The sequence below is a fragment of the Enterobacter sp. RHBSTW-00994 genome, assembly GCF_013782625.1.
Lineage (GTDB): Bacteria > Pseudomonadota > Gammaproteobacteria > Enterobacterales > Enterobacteriaceae > Enterobacter.
In genome coordinates this window covers 3,249,728-3,265,896 of sequence record NZ_CP056199.1, presented here as the reverse complement: position 1 = coordinate 3,265,896, position 16,169 = coordinate 3,249,728, and the positions used below count along the sequence as shown (strand labels likewise).

At 52.8% G+C, this 16,169-nt stretch carries 12 protein-coding genes; 2 read left to right on the top strand and 10 right to left on the bottom strand.

Annotation, left to right across the window (positions count from 1 at the left end):
* The first annotated feature begins 2 nt into the window (after nt 1–2).
* Nucleotides 3–1,064, top strand: coding sequence for a glycerophosphodiester phosphodiesterase (gene glpQ / locus HV346_RS15645; protein ID WP_181620200.1), 1,062 nt, complete (start codon nt 3–5; stop codon nt 1,062–1,064).
* Between the two features lie 78 nt (nt 1,065–1,142).
* Here the strand turns inward: glpQ and yfaE are convergent, their stop codons facing one another.
* The 4 genes from yfaE to ubiG form a co-directional block, all read right to left on the bottom strand.
* Nucleotides 1,143–1,397: a class I ribonucleotide reductase maintenance protein YfaE gene (gene yfaE, locus HV346_RS15640; protein WP_014071081.1), complete on the bottom strand. Its 255-nt coding sequence runs from the start codon at nt 1,395–1,397 to the stop codon at nt 1,143–1,145.
* Entirely contained in the window at nt 1,397–2,527 is a 1,131-nt protein-coding gene (nrdB, locus tag HV346_RS15635) for a class Ia ribonucleoside-diphosphate reductase subunit beta (protein WP_181620199.1), read from the bottom strand. Before nrdB ends, yfaE begins: the two co-directional genes overlap by 1 nt.
* Nucleotides 2,528–2,579: 52 nt before the next feature.
* Nucleotides 2,580–4,865 carry a class 1a ribonucleoside-diphosphate reductase subunit alpha gene (gene nrdA / locus HV346_RS15630; protein WP_181620198.1) on the bottom strand — a complete coding sequence of 762 codons (2,286 nt, stop codon included), beginning with the start codon at nt 4,863–4,865 and terminating at the stop codon, nt 2,580–2,582.
* 350 nt (nt 4,866–5,215) lie between these two features.
* Complete coding sequence (gene ubiG, locus HV346_RS15625) at nt 5,216–5,944, bottom strand: bifunctional 2-polyprenyl-6-hydroxyphenol methylase/3-demethylubiquinol 3-O-methyltransferase UbiG (protein ID WP_181620197.1); 729 nt, start codon at nt 5,942–5,944, stop codon at nt 5,216–5,218.
* Nucleotides 5,945–6,090: 146 nt separating this feature from the next.
* On the opposite strand from ubiG, the gene gyrA reads away from it, so the two are divergent.
* Complete coding sequence (gene gyrA, locus HV346_RS15620) at nt 6,091–8,727, top strand: DNA topoisomerase (ATP-hydrolyzing) subunit A (RefSeq protein WP_181620196.1); 2,637 nt, start codon at nt 6,091–6,093, stop codon at nt 8,725–8,727.
* A 42-nt stretch (nt 8,728–8,769) separates the two neighbouring features.
* Here gyrA and HV346_RS15615 read toward each other — a convergent pair whose 3' ends face one another.
* From HV346_RS15615 to atoS, 6 genes are all read right to left on the bottom strand, one after another.
* Nucleotides 8,770–9,954 (bottom strand): acetyl-CoA C-acetyltransferase, encoded by a 1,185-nt coding sequence (locus tag HV346_RS15615; RefSeq protein ID WP_181620195.1) that lies wholly within the window; start codon nt 9,952–9,954, stop codon nt 8,770–8,772.
* Between the two features lie 31 nt (nt 9,955–9,985).
* Entirely contained in the window at nt 9,986–11,308 is a 1,323-nt protein-coding gene (locus HV346_RS15610; protein ID WP_181620194.1) for a TIGR00366 family protein, read from the bottom strand.
* The gene (locus tag HV346_RS15605) at nt 11,305–11,955 is read right to left on the bottom strand and encodes a 3-oxoacid CoA-transferase subunit B (protein WP_181620193.1); all 651 of its coding nucleotides are present in this window, start codon (nt 11,953–11,955) and stop codon (nt 11,305–11,307) included. The genes HV346_RS15610 and HV346_RS15605 overlap by 4 nt, the downstream gene beginning before the upstream one ends.
* A 2-nt stretch (nt 11,956–11,957) precedes the next feature.
* Nucleotides 11,958–12,617 carry an acetate CoA-transferase subunit alpha gene (atoD, locus tag HV346_RS15600; RefSeq protein WP_181620192.1) on the bottom strand — a complete coding sequence of 220 codons (660 nt, stop codon included), beginning with the start codon at nt 12,615–12,617 and terminating at the stop codon, nt 11,958–11,960.
* Nucleotides 12,618–12,815: 198 nt separating this feature from the next.
* Nucleotides 12,816–14,201 carry an acetoacetate metabolism transcriptional regulator AtoC gene (atoC, locus tag HV346_RS15595; protein ID WP_181620191.1) on the bottom strand — a complete coding sequence of 462 codons (1,386 nt, stop codon included), beginning with the start codon at nt 14,199–14,201 and terminating at the stop codon, nt 12,816–12,818.
* On the bottom strand, nt 14,198–16,024 hold the full coding sequence (gene atoS, locus HV346_RS15590) for a two-component system sensor histidine kinase AtoS (RefSeq protein ID WP_181620190.1): 1,827 nt from the start codon (nt 16,022–16,024) through the stop codon (nt 14,198–14,200). Before atoS ends, atoC begins: the two co-directional genes overlap by 4 nt.
* Nucleotides 16,025–16,169: the final 145 nt, after the last annotated feature.

Sequence of the window (16,169 nt, the reverse complement as noted above, 5' to 3'; positions counted from 1 at the left end):
TGATGAAATTAACTCAATTCGCCACGAGCCTGCTGCTGGTGGGGTTAATGACGGGTTCTGCACTGGCCGCCGAAAAGATTGTTATCGCCCATCGTGGCGCGAGCGGCTATCTGCCAGAGCATACGCTCCCGGCCAAAGCGATGGCTTATGCACAAGGGGCCGATTACCTGGAGCAGGATCTGGTGATGACGAAGGACGACCATCTGGTTGTCCTGCATGACCACTATCTTGACCGTGTTACGGACGTGGCAGAACGTTTCCCGGACCGCGCCCGTAAAGATGGCCGCTACTACGCCATTGATTTCACGCTCGATGAGATCCGTTCGCTGAAATTTACCGAAGGCTTCGGGATTGAGAACGGCAAGACGGTACAGGTCTATCCGGGGCGTTTCCCGATGGGCAAATCTGATTTCCGTATTCATACCTTTGAAGAGGAGATTGAGTTTGTTCAGGGGCTGAACCACTCGACGGGCAAAAATATCGGTATTTACCCGGAAATTAAAGCGCCGTGGTTCCACCATCAGGAAGGGAAAGATATTGCGGTGAAAACGCTGGAAGTGCTGAAACAGTACGGCTACACCAGCAAGAAGGACAAGGTCTATCTGCAATGTTTTGATGCCGCTGAACTGAAGCGCATTAAAACCGAGCTGGAACCAAAGATGGGGATGAACCTCAACCTGGTGCAGCTGATTGCCTATACCGACTGGAATGAAACCCAGGAGAAACAGCCTGACGGGAAGTGGGCGAACTACAACTACGACTGGATGTTTACGCCGGGCGCGATGAAGCAGATTGCGCAGTACGCTGACGGTATTGGGCCGGATTACCATATGTTGGTGGCACAAGGCTCAACGGCGGGTCACGTGAAGCTGACGGATATGGTGAAAGAAGCACATGCCAGTAAGATGCAGGTGCATCCTTACACGGTGCGTGCAGACCAGCTACCGGAGTATGCGACGGACGTGAACCAACTGTACGACGTGTTGTATAACCAGGCGGGCGTGGACGGATTGTTTACGGATTTCCCGGATAAAGCGGTAGGTTTTTTGAAGGATAAACGCTGAAATTGCCGGGTGGCGGCTGCGCCTTACCCGGCCTACGAACTGCTAACCCTCTCCCACGGGGAGAGGGAACCAGGGCAATCACATCTCGATCTCAATATCGCCTTTTGCCCGGCAGCAGCAGGGCAAAATTTCCCCTTCGTTGATAAAGGCCAGCGGTTCGGTCAGCCAGTCGACCTGGCCTGCGACCAGGCGGCAGCGGCAGGAGCCGCAATACCCGGCACGACACTGGTACTCTACCTCAACCTGATGCGCTTCAAGCGCCACCAGCAGAGAAGGGTGCTCTTCCTGACACAGCACTTCTGTGCCAGAAAGGCGAAGGGTTACGCGCGTCATCAGAGCTGGAAGTTGCTCAGGTCGTCAGTATCAACTTCCGCGTCGATCTGACCCACAAGATAAGAACTCACTTCCACTTCCTGCGGCGCAACCTGCACGTTATCGGACACCAGCCAGGTGTTGATCCATGGAATCGGGTTGGAGCGCGTCTGGAACGGCAGATCAAGACCGACAGCCTGCATGCGGATGTTGGTAATGTACTCAACATACTGGCACAGAATGTCTTTATTCAGGCCAATCATGGAGCCGTCGCGGAACAGGTAATCTGCCCACTCTTTCTCCTGCTGAGCCGCCAGCACGAACAGGTCATAACAGTCCTGTTTGCACTCTTCTGCGATTTCCGCCATCTCTGGATCATCCGTTCCGCTGCGCAGCAGGTTCAGCATGTGCTGCGTGCCAGTCAGGTGCAGGGCTTCATCGCGGGCGATGAGGCGAATGATTTTGGCATTCCCTTCCATCAGCTTGCGTTCAGCAAAGGCGAAGGAGCAGGCGAAGCTCACGTAGAAGCGAATGGCTTCCAGCGCGTTCACGCTCATCAGGCACAGGTACAGCTGTTTTTTCAGCGCACGCAGATTCACGGTAACGGTTTTGCCGTTCACATTGTGTGTACCTTCGCCCAGCAGATGCCAGTAGCTGGTCATCTCGATGAGCTCATCGTAGTAGTGGGCAATCCCTTCGGCACGTTTTTGGATCTGCTCGTTGGTAACGATATCGTCAAACACCACAGCCGGATCGTTAACGATGTTGCGGATGATATGGGTGTAAGAGCGGGAATGGATCGTCTCGGAGAAGGCCCAGGTTTCAACCCAGGTTTCCAGCTCTGGGATGGAGATCAGCGGCAGCAGCGCCACGTTCGGGCTACGACCCTGAATGGAATCCAGCAGCGTCTGATACTTCAGATTACTGATGAAAATATGTTTTTCATGATCCGGCAACGCCTGAAAATCAATACGATCGCGGGAAACATCCACTTCTTCCGGACGCCAGAAGAAGGAGAGTTGCTTTTCAATCAGCTTTTCGAAGATGTCATATTTTTGCTGATCGTAGCGTGCCACGTTGACTGGCTGGCCGAAGAACATCGGCTCTTTGAGCTGGTCGTTTTTCGTCTGTGAAAAGGTGGTGTATGCCATGAGTTGGGAGTCCTGTCTTACGAAATAAAGGCGGGGATATCCCCGCCTTTCATTAGATCTTACATGCGCCGCTTTCGCAGCCATCGTCCTGGATAGAAGGAGCAAGGTCGTCTTGCGCATCTTCTGCACCATCACGGGTGTTGTGATAGTACAGGGTTTTAACGCCAAATTTATAGGCAGTGAGCAAGTCTTTCAGCAATTGCTGCATTGGCACTTTTCCGGACGGGAAACGTGTCGGGTCGTAGTTGGTGTTAGCAGAGATCGACTGATCGATAAACTTCTGCATGATACCCACCAGTTGCAGGTAGCCGTCGTTGTTTGGCATTTCCCACAGCAACTCGTAGTTGTTACCCAGCGTTTCGTAATCTGGAACAACCTGACGCAACACGCCGTCTTTTGACGCTTTAATGCTGACGTGGCCGCGCGGTGGCTCGATACCGTTGGTGGCGTTAGAGATCTGCGAAGAGGTCTCGGACGGCATCAGGGCAGAGAGCGTAGAGTTACGCAGGCCGTGAGTTTTAATGGACTCACGCAGACCTTCCCAGTCGAGGTGCAGCGGTTCGCTGACAATCGCGTCCAGGTCTTTTTTGTAGGTGTCGATCGGCAGAATGCCTTTCGCATAGGTGGTTTCGTTGAACCACGGACACGCGCCTTGCTCTTTTGCCAGCTCATTAGAGGCTTTCATCAGGTAGTACTGAATTGCTTCAAACGTCTGGTGCGTCAGGTTGTTCGCACTGCCATCAGAATAACGCTTGCCGTTTTTCGCCAGCCAGTAGGCAAAGTTGATCACGCCAATACCCAGGGTACGACGGCCCATTGCGCCACGTTTTGCGGCCGGGATTGGGTAATCCTGGTAGTCCAGCAGGGCATCCAGTGCACGTACTGCCAGCACAGCCAGCTCTTCAAGCTCGTCCAGGCTTTTGATCGCTCCCAGGTTGAACGCTGACAGCGTACACAGGGCGATTTCACCGCTTTCGTCGTTAACGTCGTTCAGCGGTTTGGTTGGCAGGGCGATTTCCAGGCACAGATTAGACTGACGCACTGGCGCAACCACCGGGTCAAATGGGCTGTGGGTGTTGCAGTGGTCAACGTTCTGAATGTAGATACGGCCGGTAGAGGCACGTTCCTGCATCATCAGGGAGAACAGGTCTACCGCTTTCACGCGCTGCTTGCGGATGCTGTTGTCTTTCTCATATTTGGTGTACAGACGTTCGAATTCATCCTGGTCAGCGAAGAACGCATCGTAGAGGCCAGGGACGTCAGATGGGCTGAACAGGGTGATCTCTTCACCTTTCAGCAGACGGGTGTACATCAGCTTGTTGATCTGCACACCGTAGTCCATGTGACGCACGCGGTTACCTTCAACGCCACGGTTGTTTTTCAGAACCAGCAGGCTTTCGACTTCCAGATGCCACATCGGGTAGAACAGAGTAGCAGCACCACCACGCACGCCGCCCTGAGAGCAGGATTTTACCGCAGTCTGGAAGTGCTTGTAGAACGGGATACAGCCGGTGTGGAAAGCTTCACCACCGCGAATTGGGCTACCCAGAGCACGAATACGGCCCGCGTTAATACCGATACCGGCACGCTGAGAGACATATTTCACAATGGCGCTGGAGGTGGCGTTGATGGAATCCAGGCTGTCACCACACTCGATCAATACGCAAGAGCTGAACTGACGGGTTGGTGTGCGCACGCCAGACATAATCGGCGTAGGCAGAGAAATCTTGAACGTAGAGACTGCGTCGTAGAAACGTTTTACGTATTCCAGACGTGTTTCACGCGGATAATTAGAGAACAGGCAGGCGGCAACCAGAATATACAGGAACTGTGCGCTCTCGTAGATTTCGCCGGTCACACGGTTCTGAACCAGGTATTTGCCTTCGAGTTGCTTCACGGCGGCGTAGGAGAAGTTCATATCGCGCCAGTGATCGATAAACCCGTTCATCTGCTCGAACTCTTCTTCCGTGTAGTCTTCCAGCAGATGCGTGTCGTATTTGCCCAACTCAACCATTTTCACCACGTGATCGTACAGTGCTGGCGGTTCGAACTGACCGTACGCTTTTTTACGCAGGTGGAAAATCGCCAGACGCGCAGCGAGATACTGATAATCTGGCGCTTCGCGAGAAATCAGATCTGCGGCTGCTTTGATGATGGTTTCGTGGATGTCGGACGTTTTGATACCGTCGTAAAACTGGATATGGGAGCGCAGTTCAACCTGGGAAATAGATACGTTGTTCAGTCCTTCTGCTGCCCAGTCGAGAACTCGATGGATTTTGTCCAGATTGATACGCTCGGTTGTACCGTCGCGCTTTGTCACCAGCAGACTCTGATTCATGTGGGTTTTTACCTGTCCGTGAAATAAAAAAATATCCCCCCGTTTATCCACAGGTCTGTCTTGTGACTAACTCTGTGGATAAATACTACATGTAGGGGGTTTGCGATAAGAAAAACGCTATATGGTGAGTATTCTAGTATCGAATCTTTTCAGCACAAGGGTTGATTTTGAGGTTAAATTGAGGTTGCAGAAGCGTAATAAACGCTAAGTCCACGTACCGTAAGGCCTGGACGGATTGTCAATATTCGATAAAAAAAAATGAAAATTTGATCGAGTGCTGATTTCTTCAACGAGAGGTCAAAATTGCGCAACATGATGTCGCGCAATCTTTATAAGAATAGTTGATGACGTTAGTCGTTTTTTGCAGTTGTGTGCAACATATAATTAACATCCACGCCGGGTGCGAGCTTAAATTTATCGGTTAACGGATTGTAATGCAGACCTGTGATGTGCTGCTCTTTGAGCCACGTTTGGTCGACCCAGCTTAATAATTCAGCAGGTTTGATGAATTTTTTCACGTCATGCGTTCCTTTGGGGACCATGCGCAGGACGTATTCTGCACCGACTACGGCCATCAGCCAGGCTTTACCGTTACGATTAATGGTGGAGAAGAACACCTGTCCACCCGGTTTAACGAGCTTCGCGCAAGCACGCACGACAGACTGGGGATCAGGTACGTGTTCAAGCATTTCCATACAGGTGACGACGTCATACTGGTGCGCGTGTTTTGCTGCATGCGCTTCGACAGTTTCTTGTACGTAATCAACCTGAATACCGCTTTCCAGCGCGTGGAGTTTTGCCACCTGTAGCGGTTCAAATCCCATGTCCAGACCGGTAACGCTCGCCCCTTCACGTGCCATGCTTTCTGCAAGAATGCCACCACCGCAGCCTACGTCGAGGATCTTTTTACCGAAAAGACCGCCAGAGCGTTCCGCAATATAGCCAAGACGCAGTGGGTTAATGCGGTGCAGAGGTTTAAACTCACCGTCGAGATCCCACCAACGGGACGCTACCGCCTCAAATTTGGCGATCTCTTCATGATCAACGTTGTGAGTCACCGGGGATTTTTCGGCATTCATGGGTGCTTTTACTCCTTATTTAGCAAGACTTCGGAGTATATCAGGCTATCCCCATGAATAAAGCATACAGGTTTACCTGTCTGAGAGCGGTTGTGTTATAATTTGCGACCTTTGAATCCGGGATACAGTAGAGGGATAGCGGTTAGATGAGCGACCTTGCGAGAGAAATTACACCGGTTAACATCGAGGAAGAGCTGAAGAGCTCCTATCTGGACTATGCGATGTCGGTCATTGTTGGCCGTGCGCTGCCGGACGTCCGCGATGGCCTGAAGCCGGTACACCGTCGCGTACTATACGCCATGAACGTATTGGGCAATGACTGGAATAAAGCCTATAAAAAATCTGCCCGTGTCGTTGGTGACGTAATCGGTAAATATCACCCACACGGTGATACCGCCGTTTATGACACGATCGTGCGTATGGCGCAGCCTTTCTCGCTGCGTTACATGCTGGTAGATGGTCAGGGTAACTTTGGTTCTGTCGACGGCGACTCCGCTGCGGCGATGCGTTATACGGAAATCCGTATGTCGAAAATCGCCCACGAGCTGATGGCCGATCTGGAAAAAGAGACGGTTGATTTCGTTGATAACTACGACGGCACGGAAAAAATTCCTGACGTTATGCCAACGAAAATCCCTAACCTTCTGGTGAACGGTTCATCCGGTATCGCCGTAGGTATGGCAACCAACATTCCACCGCATAACATCACGGAAGTGATCAACGGTTGTCTGGCCTATATCGACGATGAAGACATCAGCATTGAAGGGCTGATGGAACACATTCCGGGTCCGGACTTCCCAACGGCAGCTATCATTAATGGTCGCCGTGGCATCGAAGAAGCTTACCGTACTGGTCGCGGCAAAATTTACATCCGCGCCCGCGCTGAAGTGGAAGCCGATGCAAAAACGGGCCGTGAAACCATCATTGTTCACGAAATCCCTTATCAGGTGAACAAAGCGCGTCTGATTGAAAAAATCGCCGAGCTGGTCAAAGAGAAACGTGTTGAAGGTATCAGCGCGCTGCGTGATGAGTCCGATAAAGACGGGATGCGTGTCGTCATCGAAATCAAACGCGACGCGGTGGGTGAGGTTGTACTGAACAACCTGTACTCCCAGACTCAACTTCAGGTCTCCTTCGGTATCAACATGGTTGCACTGCACCATGGTCAGCCGAAGATCATGAACCTGAAAGAGATCCTGAGTGCATTCGTGCGTCACCGCCGCGAAGTCGTGACTCGCCGTACTATTTTCGAGCTGCGCAAAGCGCGTGACCGTGCTCATATCCTTGAAGCACTGGCTGTCGCACTGGCAAACATCGACCCAATCATCGAGCTGATCCGTCGTGCACCGACGCCAGCAGAAGCGAAAGCTGGACTCGTTGCGCGTCCTTGGGAACTGGGTAACGTTGCGGCGATGCTGGAACGTGCGGGCGACGATGCGGCGCGTCCGGAATGGCTGGAGCCAGAGTTTGGCGTGCGTGATGGTCAGTACTACCTGACTGAACAGCAGGCCCAGGCCATTCTGGATCTGCGTCTGCAGAAACTGACCGGCCTTGAGCATGAAAAACTGCTCGACGAGTACAAAGAGCTGCTGGAACAGATTGCTGAACTGCTGCATATCCTCGGCAGTGCCGATCGTCTGATGGAAGTGATCCGTGAAGAGCTGGAGCTGGTCCGCGATCAGTTTGGTGATGAACGTCGCACTGAAATCACTGCGAATAGCTCTGATATCAACATTGAAGATCTGATCAACCGCGAAGACGTGGTGGTTACCCTGTCTCATCAGGGCTATGTGAAGTATCAGCCACTGACCGACTACGAAGCTCAACGTCGTGGTGGTAAAGGCAAATCAGCAGCACGTATTAAAGAAGAAGACTTTATTGACCGCCTGTTGGTGGCAAACACCCATGACACGATCCTCTGCTTCTCCAGCCGTGGTCGTCTGTACTGGATGAAGGTTTATCAGCTTCCTGAAGCAAGTCGTGGCGCACGTGGCCGTCCAATCGTCAACCTGTTGCCGCTTGAACCAAACGAACGTATCACCGCGATCCTGCCGGTACGTGAGTACGAAGAAGGCGTGAACGTCTTTATGGCGACAGCCAGCGGTACAGTGAAGAAAACTGCACTGACCGAATTCAGCCGTCCACGTTCAGCCGGTATTATTGCCGTCAACCTGAACGACGGTGATGAGCTGATTGGCGTGGATCTGACATCCGGTACGGATGAAGTCATGTTGTTCTCTGCGGCCGGTAAAGTGGTGCGCTTCAAAGAGAACGCTGTTCGTGCGATGGGCCGTACTGCAACAGGTGTACGTGGCATCAAACTGGCGGGTGAAGACAAGGTCGTTTCCCTGATTATTCCGCGTGGCGAAGGTGCAATCCTGACCGTGACGCAGAATGGTTATGGTAAACGTACTGCTGAAGGCGAATACCCAACCAAGTCTCGTGGCACGCAGGGCGTTATCTCTATCAAAGTGACCGAGCGCAACGGTTCCGTTGTTGGCGCGGTACAGGTAGATGATTGTGACCAGATCATGATGATTACCGATGCCGGTACGCTGGTGCGTACTCGTGTCTCTGAAATCAGCGTGGTAGGGCGTAACACCCAGGGCGTGATCCTCATCCGCACAGCGGAAGATGAAAACGTGGTGGGTCTGCAGCGTGTTGCGGAACCTGTGGATGACGAAGAGCTCGATTCCATCGATGGTAGCGTAGCGGAAGGCGATGATGAGATCGTGCCGGAAGCCGATACTGACGATGATGCGGCAGATGATGCCGACGAGTAATGTCTCCTGACATAAAAAGGGCCGGTTTCCGGCCCTTTTCTTTTAGCGCATTCTCTCTACCACCATGGCGATCCCCTGGCCGCCGCCAATGCATAACGTTGCCAGCCCCAGGGTTTTGTCCTGTGCCTGTAATGCATGCAGAAGCGTTACCAGGATACGGGCTCCACTGGCACCTACGGGATGCCCGAGCGCAATAGCCCCGCCGTTGACGTTCACCTTATGCGGCTCAAAACCGAGCTTTTTGCCTACAGCCAGAAACTGTGCGGCAAAAGCCTCGTTGGCTTCGATCAGATCGATATCAGACAGTTGCAACCCGCTCATCTGCAGGGCTTTTTGCGTCGCAGGGACTGGTCCTATGCCCATCAGTGAGGGGGCTACACCACTGCTGGCATAAGCTTTGATCCGCGCGAGAGGCTGTAAACCGGCAGCCAGCGCTGCAGACTCCAGCATAACCACAAGGGCCGCAGCCCCATCGTTAATGCCGGAGGCATTTCCGGCGGTGACCGTGCCGGCTTTGTCAAAAGCCGGACGCAGTGTTGCCAGAGCCTGTGCAGTTGAATCCACTTTAGGAAACTCATCACGGTCAAAGAGGACAGTCTTTTTGCGAGTGGTAACGTTAACCGGGGTAATTTCCGCCTGGAAGGCCCCTGAGGCGATGGCTGCTGCTGCTTTGTGTTGAGACTGCAGGGCCAGTTCGTCCTGCATCTCCCGGCTTATACCATATTCGCGGGCGACGTTTTCGGCCGTGATCCCCATATGATAGCCGTGGGTGGCGCAGATCAGGCCATCGCGCAGGATAACATCGGAGAGTTGCGAATCTCCAAGGCGATACCCCCAGCGGGCTTTGGCGTCTAGTAAATACGGTGCCTGGCTCATGTTTTCCATGCCCCCAGCCACGATGGCTTGTGCCACGCCTGCCTGGATGGCCTGCGCAGCCAGGGCCACGCTTTTAAGACCGGAGCCGCAAACCTTGTTGACGGTAAAGGCGCTGACCGTCTCGGCAATGCCGCTTTTTAACAGAGCCTGGCGAGCCGGATTTTGCCCGAGCCCAGCCTGCAATACGTTACCCATAATGACTTCATCCACCAGGTTCGGATCGAGGCACGCCCGTTCCAGGGCGGCGCTGATGACTGTCGCGCCGAGATCGACGGCACTAACAGACGCCAGGGAGCCATTAAAGTTGCCGATGGCGGTGCGGGTCGCGCTGACAATGACACAGTTTTTCATTTTTTCTGTTCCTTAAAATAAGTGATTGCTGTCAGAACAAGGTCAATCCAATGACAAAAATGACGCCGGAGAAGAGCAAAGCGGTGATGCAGTAACCCATGATGTCACGTACCCCAAGCCCGGCAATGGCCAGCGCAGGCAGCGCCCAGAACGGTTGTGCCATGTTCATCCACTGTTCGCCATAGGCGATAGCCATCACGGATTTACCAATGTCGGCACCGAGCGCCTGCGCGGCAGGCAGAACGAACGGCCCCTGAATCACCCAATGACCACCGCCTGACGGCACGGCAAAGTTGATCAGCGCGGAACTAAAAAAGGTCATCAACGGGAAGGTGTCTTTGTTGGCAACATTAATGAAGAATTCAGTGATGAGTCCGCCAAGACCGGAATGCTCCATCATCAACTGGATCCCTGCGTAGAAAGGGAATTGCACCAGGATCCCAGAGGTACTTCGAGCTGCGGCGCTGATGGCGCGCATGTAAGCCATGGGTGTTTTGTGTAGCAGAAGACCGGCAATCATAAACATCAGGTTGACGGTATTGATGGTGATATTGAAGCCTTTCTCCGCGAAGTAGATGCCCAGGTAAGCAATGCCCAGAGCGCCAATGATGAGCGTCAGGATCCTGCTCTCTTCAAGGCGTTCAGACGGTGGTGCGTCAGCAGGAAGTTGCTTCTGAAAATCGGCCTCTTCAAGTAACAATTTAGGGTCAATGCTGACCACATCGGCGGGTTTTGGCGTCATCAGGCGTGTGATAAACGGCATAACCGCAATCAGTGCCAGAGTGATAAAGATATTGAAGCCGGTAAACAGGGTATCGCCGACAGGAATTAGTCCTGCGATATGTTCCACCGGGTTGCCTGGTGTCGCCGCCAACAACGGCATCGAACCAGAGAAGCCGCCGCCCCAGGTGAGGAAACCGATATAGGCACAGGCAATCAGCAGTGGATAGTCAGAACCAGGGATCCGTCGTGCCACTTCGCGGGCAAACATGGCCCCAACTACCAGACCAAAACCCCAGTTGATGACACAGGCTACCGAACCAAAGAAGGTCACCAGCATTACGCCCTGTGCCGGTGTTTTGGCGACAGAGGCGGCGGTACGCAGTAGACTTTTCACCGGACCGGAACTGGCCAACGCATGCCCCGTCACGATGATTAGTGCCATTTGCATCCCGAATGCCAGCAGATTCCAGAAACCATCGCCCCAGAATCTCACCATGCGGACTGGCGTTTGCGGGGTTAGCCAGAGAGCAACGCCAAAAGTTATCAGCGTCAATAGCATGGCGAAGATCAGCGGATCAGGTAGCCAGCGGCTTACGAAGCGCGTCATAAAGCGCGAGATACGGCCAATCATAGGTCACCCCGCTGGATGATTAGATTAGCCGCGATGTCAAATTGGGCTTCGGTTTTTTCGCGTAGGCTGGCAATGTCGCAGTTTTCCACGATTTCTGTCAGCCACATTTTTCCGTCGATAAAGCGGAATACGGCCAGTTCAGTGACCAGCAGGTGGACTGCGTGCTGCGCTGTGAGCGGCATGGTGCAGTGACGAAGGATTTTTGCCGAACCGTCTTTGGCGCAATGCTCCATGGCAATAATCACTTTACGGGCACCGGTCACCAGATCCATCGCGCCTCCCATGCCAGGAACCATTTTCCCTGGAACAACCCAGTTGGCGAGGTTAGCTTGCTCATCCACCTGCAAGCCACCGAGCACACAGGCATCAATGTGGCCACCACGGATCAGCGCGAAGGACATGGCGCTGTCGAATATAGCTGCACCGGGTAAAATACCGCACGGTTGTCCACCGGCATTCACCAGATCGGGATGCGTGGTTGTGACCGGCCCTAGCCCCAAAAAACCGTTCTCGGACTGCAGCATAATGTGAATATCTTCCGGTAAGTAATTGGCGACCATCGTCGGCAGCCCAATCCCCAGATTGACCACATCGCCATCACGAAGCTCGAGGGCTACGCGGCGCGCAATACGTTGTTTAGCATCCATGATTAGCTCTCCTGTGGAATGACGATATGGTCGATAACGGCGCCTGGGGTGATAATGTGGTCAGGCTGAAGTGCGCCTGTTTCCACCAGCTCATCAGGTTCAGCTAAAGTGATGTCAGCAGCGAGGGCGATTAGCGGGTTAAAATTGCGGGCGCTGAGTTGATAGGTAAGGTTGCCTGAACGGTCACTGCGGTGCGCACGGATCAGTGCCAGATCTGCACGTAACGGGCGCTCGAGCAGCCAGGTTTTCCCCTCAAGTTGCAGGGTTTGCTTGCCATCGGCCACCACGGTGCCAACGCCTGTCGGGGTCAGAAAACCACCAAGGCCTGAACCACCGCAGCGAATTTGCTCAATGAGCGTGCCCTGCGGAACCAGACGGACCTCCATCTCACCCGCAATCATGCGACGGCCTGTTTCAGGGTTGGTGCCAATGTGCGAGGCGATGACTTTGCTTACCCGGCCATTGACGATTAGTGGGCCGATACCGGTATCGATAAAGGCGGTATCATTGGCAATCAACGTCAGATCGCGAACGCCAGATTGTAGTAAGGCATCAACGAGGCGTGGCGGGGTTCCTACGCCCATAAAGCCTCCGACCATAATAGTCATGCCATCACGAAAGAAAGTGGTGGCATCTTGTAAGTTAATCAGTTTGGTTTTCATTATGTTTCCCTTTTGCATACTCCATGTTGGGTACGTTTGGGGAATAGCAAGCGATATGCCAGGATTGATTAAGATAGTATTTTTATATTAACTAATTGAAATAAATGATTTATTTTTATTATGTTGTGACGGGTTTCTTGGGGGAGACTATGCAGAATTTTGCGCACTGTGAAAAATTCTGCATAGCAATTTTGGCTATCAGCCATCTGCGGGGTCGATCCCGTATTCCTGTAGCTTATACATTAGGGCGCGTCTACTGATCCCCAGCATCAATGCGCTGTGGGTGCGGTTGCCTTGTTGCTGTTCGAGTACTTCAACAATGATCCGTTTCTCCTCACGCTTGATCTCTTCTTTCAAATTTCGTTCCCCAGACTGCACCTGTCTGAATGCGGTTTTGGTGCTGACTGGATGGTGGAATGGGGCAGGGAGATCCTCGGCAAAAATAACTGCACCGGTACTCATTACGACAGCCCGTTCGACCACGTTAGACAGTTCGCGGATATTACCCGGCCACGACCATCGGGTGAGCAATGCCAGGGCTGTAGAGTCAAACTCGATAATATCGCGTTGATTTTCTGAACTGAATTTCTGCAGGAAATGGTTAGCGAGCAGGCCGATATCCTCCTGACGCTCGCGTAATGGAGGCAATATCAGATGAATCACATTCAGCCGGTAAAACAGATCTTCGCGAAATGTTCCGGCCTTCACCATCGCCTGAAGATCGCGGTTTGTGGCAGCGACAATGCGAATATTAACGCGAATGGTCTGATGCCCACCGATGCGTTCGAACTCTCTCTCCTGCAGGATACGCAGTAACTTTGCCTGCAGGGAAAAGGGCATTTCGGCAACTTCATCCAGTAACAGAGTTCCCTGATGGGCACGTTCAAACAAGCCCTGGCGCAGCGTCTGCGCACCAGTAAATGCCCCTTTTTCATGACCGAAGAGTTCACTTTCCAGTAAGGATTCTGGCAGAGCGGCGCAGTTAATCTTGATAAACGGGCCGCTGGCCCGTCGGCTGTTGTAGTGAATGGCACGGGCGATCAACTCCTTTCCTGTACCACTTTCACCGCTGATCAGTACATTAGCCTGTGAAAGGGCGATTTTTGCCGTATCTTTGCAGATATCCAGCATCGCCGGGCTGTTGGTCAGAATATGCCCCCATTGCCAACTGGTGTTCAGAGCTTGATGCAGATTGCGGATCTCCTGCTTCATCGCTTGCAATTGTAACGCGCGCTGGATCACCAGATTAAGCTCATCGAGATCAAAAGGTTTAATTACATAATCAAACGCACCACATCGTAAGGCTTCAACTGCGGTTTCTACTTCGGCATAGGCCGTCATCAGGATCACCGGAACCCGGGGCTGTTGCGTTCGCATCACTTTTAAGGCATCGATACCGTTTAATTCCGGCATACGAATATCCATCACGACGACATCTGGCCGGGTGTCGGAAAACAGGTTCAGTGCGGCCTGGCCGTTGCTGGCGCAGTGGGTTTCGTGCCCCAGCAGGGAAAATGCAGTAGCCAGCATACGGCGAACATTATCTTCATCGTCCACGATAAGAATACGGTAGGGGGTTTTCATTCTGGCAGTTTTCCCTGGGGGTTGTTCGGTAAAATCAGAGTGAAAGTCGTGCCGCAGCCCGGCTGGCTTGTCACCTGAATATCTCCCTGATGCGCGTTAATAATACGCTGGCTCAGCGCAAGCCCCAGACCTGTACCCGAGGCTTTCGTGGTGAAAAAGGGGTCAAAGATCTTTTTTTGTAAAGCGATATCAATGCCGCAGCCATTGTCTTGAATAGTAACAGCCTGCTGGAACGGGGAGTACGTCCAGGTCCGGATCCGTATTTCCCCTCTTGCGCCTATCGCCTGGACAGCATTAATTAAAATATTGAGTATCACCTGCTTGAGGAGTTCACGATCGGCAACGATCTCTGGCAGAGTACACTTGGATTCAACGCTAAAGGCTATCCGTGCCTGAATACCGGCGGTTTGCACGAGGATCAGCGTTTCTTTAATCAGCGTATCAAGCTGTACCCGCTGCCACTGGCTTTGCCGCGGACGTGAAAAATCCAGCAGTTGTTGAATGACTTTGTTGATGGAGTCAATTTCATTGAGCACCACCGACAAATATTCCTGATGTTCCGTCCGCGTTGTTTGCTGGCGGATAATCTGCACATACCCGCGGATGGCGGTCAGTGGATTACGCACCTCATGTGCCACGCCAGCCATCAGCTCGCCCAGCGTGGCCAGCCGTTCTGTTTGCGCCAACCGTCGCTGTGCCTCTTTTCGGGCAGTAAGATCTGAGAAGATCACAAGGGCGCCGATCATTTCGCCGTGGGTGTTATGGATTCGACTGGTGGTGGCGCTGATCTCAATCATACGTTCCCGTCCTGGAAAACTGATCTCCTGGGCCAGATGCTCAGTACCGTGTTCCAGGGTATCAAGTACCGGGCTGCTGAAACGGGTGTTGGCGAACAGTGTGGCATAGGATTGTCCAACCAGTTCATGCCGCTTATATCCCGTTATCTGTTCCGCCGCTGGGTTCATGGTGGTGACGTCGCCCTGTCTGTCTATCGCAATCACGCCGTCTGCTGCGTTTTCAATGATCAGGTCGTTCAGGGTTTTGGTTTCCCGTAGCGTTTGTGCTAGCGCATTGACGCTGCGGCTGATTTGCCCAAGTTCGCCGGGCAGGTCAGGCAGCATGGCGTGGGTTTTATGTGCCAGGGTTGATAGGCCGTTAGTGATAATATCGATGTTGACACCAAGGCGGCGGGAAAAGAGGATAATCAGCAGCAGACTGCTGAGCAACCCAGCCGCCAGTACTGTCATTATGCGAACATCCATCTTCCAGGCCTGTTGGCGAATATCGTCGGTCAACTCGTTAGCCCAGATATAACCGACCACTTCCCCATGGCGTTCAACAGGAATCATCGAGTTAAGAATATCACCGCGTACCTGGCGACCCGAAAAGACGAGAGGCGTATTGTTGCGCATCACATCGCGTCCGGGGTGATCGGGGGCAATAGTGACCCCAACATTACTTTGGTAAAGCGCGGAGGGGGCGTAGGTGACAATAGCATCCAGCGCTTTATGGTAATAACCTGCGCCAGCGCCGGGAAAGGCCTGGGTAATACGTTCAGTAATGGGGCTTAACTCGGCATTCAGCGCACGAATGCGTGCGTCACGTGGCAACTGGCTACCGTGGCTAAAGGCATCGCCCAGTGCGTCGTTAAGCAGGTTTACCACCGCCGACAGTTTTTTCTCTTTTTCGGATAAGACTGCTGAACGTCCTTCGGTTTCTACGATATAACCAATAGAGATTGTCGGCACGCTCACCAGCATGATGGCCATCAGGATCATTTGATTGCGTAAGCGCCGGGGATAAAAGCCGGTAAGAAAACCCATACTAACGTCCATGTTATGTTTGCAGACCAGCGCCGATTATCAACACTAAGGGCAAGCATGTCTTCGTGGTGTATCATATTCCTGCAAAGAGAGAGCATTGCGACGGCGGCCATTTACCGCTACCTTAACCACATTCTTTTTTACC

Bases quoted from the DNA above. Each gene is read 5' to 3' on its own strand.
- gyrA (WP_181620196.1), top strand. From the start codon at position 6,091: ATGAGCGACCTTGCGAGAGAAATTACACCGGTTAACATCGAGGAAGAG.
- ubiG (WP_181620197.1), bottom strand. From the start codon at position 5,944: ATGAATGCCGAAAAATCCCCGGTGACTCACAACGTTGATCATGAAGAG.
- glpQ (WP_181620200.1), top strand. From the start codon at position 3: ATGAAATTAACTCAATTCGCCACGAGCCTGCTGCTGGTGGGGTTAATG.
- atoD (WP_181620192.1), bottom strand. From the start codon at position 12,617: ATGAAAACCAAACTGATTAACTTACAAGATGCCACCACTTTCTTTCGT.
- nrdB (WP_181620199.1), bottom strand. From the start codon at position 2,527: ATGGCATACACCACCTTTTCACAGACGAAAAACGACCAGCTCAAAGAG.
- nrdA (WP_181620198.1), bottom strand. From the start codon at position 4,865: ATGAATCAGAGTCTGCTGGTGACAAAGCGCGACGGTACAACCGAGCGT.
- HV346_RS15605 (WP_181620193.1), bottom strand. From the start codon at position 11,955: ATGGATGCTAAACAACGTATTGCGCGCCGCGTAGCCCTCGAGCTTCGT.
- HV346_RS15615 (WP_181620195.1), bottom strand. From the start codon at position 9,954: ATGAAAAACTGTGTCATTGTCAGCGCGACCCGCACCGCCATCGGCAAC.
- atoC (WP_181620191.1), bottom strand. From the start codon at position 14,201: ATGAAAACCCCCTACCGTATTCTTATCGTGGACGATGAAGATAATGTT.
- HV346_RS15610 (WP_181620194.1), bottom strand. From the start codon at position 11,308: ATGATTGGCCGTATCTCGCGCTTTATGACGCGCTTCGTAAGCCGCTGG.
- yfaE (WP_014071081.1), bottom strand. From the start codon at position 1,397: ATGACGCGCGTAACCCTTCGCCTTTCTGGCACAGAAGTGCTGTGTCAG.
- atoS (WP_181620190.1), bottom strand. From the start codon at position 16,024: ATGGGTTTTCTTACCGGCTTTTATCCCCGGCGCTTACGCAATCAAATG.